Below are 2,100 nucleotides of genomic sequence, written 5' to 3'. Positions count from 1 at the left end.
TCTCTTCACCGACGAGGAATGCTACAATTTCTTCAAAGCCGCCGGATATGAAACCGATTAAACGCAACAGGCTCTAGCTAGTATCAAGAGCGATGGGCCGGATGACGATCCTTATGTGGTTCCCAAGGACACACGAGCGGTTTTCCTGTCCAATGCAGATCGCCAAGCCATCGAACGACGCGCAGGGCGGTTGCACAAACGGCAAATTACGGCAGGCGGGCTGGGCCACCTGAACAGGGAGGAGCGCGAACGGCTCTCCTCGCTCGACAGCGGCGTGGGCATGGTGCAGATCCCGGATGAGCATCGTGCTGATGAACTCGCTGCAGCCGTGCATGCCGAAATGCCTTGGATGGCGGCTGCAACCGAACACGCGTGGCACGCGATGCGCCGCTCGGTGCGGGAGGGGCATGCAGGCTTCCGTTTGCCCCCAGTAATTCTTGATGGGACCCCTGGAATCGGCAAGAGCCGCTGGGCCATGCGGCTTGGGCAGCTAATCGGCGCTCAGAGCACCATTGTGGACGCCACTGGCGAGAGCGCCAGCTTCGGGGTGGTGGGGTGCCAGCGCGGCTGGACGGGTGCCGGACCGGGCCGGTTGCTGGAACTGATCCTGGCAAAGATGTCTGGAAATCCTATCTTGGTCATCGACGAGTTAGAAAAAGCGGGAAAGGTTGTCTCAAGCCGGGGAAGTCCGTTTGGCCTGGCGGAGGGGCTGTTACCGCTTCTCGAACGTGACACGGCAGCGAATTGGACCTGCCCATTCTATCGGGTCAGGTTCAACATGTCGTGGGTCTCGTGGATTTTGCTGACCAACAATGTGGCACTGCTTCCCGATCCGCTCCTGAGCCGCTGCACGATCATCCGGCTGAAGGAGGTGCCGCTGGCTGACCTGATGAGGTTTGCTGAGCGTGAAGGACAGGCCCGCGGGCTTTCTGAGACATCCATTTCCGCGATTATCGACGCCCTCGCGAGCGTGTCGCCAAAAGCGCGCGCGCGACCGAGCCTGCGCAGCGTGCAGCGCATGCTCGATCTGGCTGCCAATCTCGAAAACACGCAAAGGGCCATGTAATGGCAGAAACCTATGTATCCCTGCGCGACGAGGCGTTGATGCGCCGCTATCCAGAAATCTTCGGGCCCGGCCCCTGGCCTGTCAACGACACCATGTTAGGCTGGGGTCTGACGATCGGCGACGGCTGGATGTCGCTGCTGGAGCGGCTCTGCGCTGATCTGTCTTCCATCATCGCCGAGGATGACTTGGCGGACTTTCGGACTCAACAAGTCAAGGAGAAATTCGGCAGTCTGCGTAGCTACCGCCAGCTCTTATAGTAATCGTGAACCACGTTGATTGCAGTATCCGCCAGTTTACCCATTTCTTCGTCTTGGGCTGTTCGCGGCCGACTCTGCCACTGTCTTAGACGGTCCAGTTCCACCTTGCGGTCGACATTAACGAACGCTCCGTCGGCATAGACTGTTTGTCCTGCCACCAAGACCTGCGCGATAGCCTCTACTTTCGCACGCCTCACGAGCACGTCGGCAAAACCATTTCGTGAATCCTGCCATGGATAAGTCACCCGATCCCAATCGAGCACGACCAGATCGGCCGCCTGTCCAATCGCGAGCCCCCCAATCCGGTCGCGGAACGGCGTCGTGGCGGCCCCGTGGCGAGTGGCCATTTGCAGAACTTGCGCCGCCGTTGGTGCGGGCGCGTCATGGCCCGATGGCCGGTGCAAGGTCAGAGCCATGCGCATCTCTTGCAGCATGTCACGGTCGTCGTTGATCCCGGCCTCGTCAATCCCCAACGCGATGGGAAGGCCGGTTGCCAAGAAGGCATTCAGGTTAGCCGTTCCGCTTTTAAGCCTCAGGTTAGAGGAGCAATTGTGGCAGATGCAGACGCCGTTTTCCTTACATAAAGCTAGGTCGTCCTGGCTGAGCCAGACGCCGTGTCCAATGGTCAAGTCAGGACCAAGGAGACCAAACCGTTGAATCTGCTCGACCGCGCTGCCTTGGCCGCGTCGGGCTGCATAATCGTAAGCGGCGTTTGCGCCCCATTGATTTTCTGATTGCTGCGCTGCGGTCTGCTGCCTGGATGTCGTGCTGTGAGCT

The 2,100-nt window shown here is 59.6% G+C and carries 3 protein-coding genes; 2 read left to right on the top strand and 1 reads right to left on the bottom strand.

Annotated elements, in window-relative coordinates; genetic code table 11:
* Positions 1–115 precede the first annotated feature (115 nt).
* Positions 116–1,066, top strand: a complete 951-nt coding sequence (locus ACFOM8_RS22840) for an AAA family ATPase (protein ID WP_377764662.1) — start codon at positions 116–118, stop codon at positions 1,064–1,066.
* Positions 1,066–1,323, top strand: coding sequence for a hypothetical protein (locus tag ACFOM8_RS22835; RefSeq protein ID WP_377764661.1), 258 nt, complete (start codon positions 1,066–1,068; stop codon positions 1,321–1,323). Before ACFOM8_RS22840 ends, ACFOM8_RS22835 begins: the two co-directional genes overlap by 1 nt.
* On the opposite strand, the gene ACFOM8_RS22830 is transcribed toward ACFOM8_RS22835, so the two are convergent.
* The coding region (locus ACFOM8_RS22830) for an amidohydrolase family protein (RefSeq protein WP_377764660.1) at positions 1,305–2,100 on the bottom strand (796 nt) is incomplete at its 5' end. The two genes, ACFOM8_RS22835 and ACFOM8_RS22830, sit on opposite strands and share 19 nt — an antisense overlap.

It is taken from the genome of Paracoccus angustae, from assembly GCF_042648745.1.
Taxonomy (GTDB): domain Bacteria; phylum Pseudomonadota; class Alphaproteobacteria; order Rhodobacterales; family Rhodobacteraceae; genus Paracoccus; species Paracoccus angustae.
This window is presented reverse-complemented; position numbering and strand designations above follow the sequence as displayed.

Excerpts from the sequence above, each read along its gene's own strand:
- ACFOM8_RS22835 (WP_377764661.1), top strand. The coding sequence starts at position 1,066 with ATGGCAGAAACCTATGTATCCCTGCGCGACGAGGCGTTGATGCGCCGC.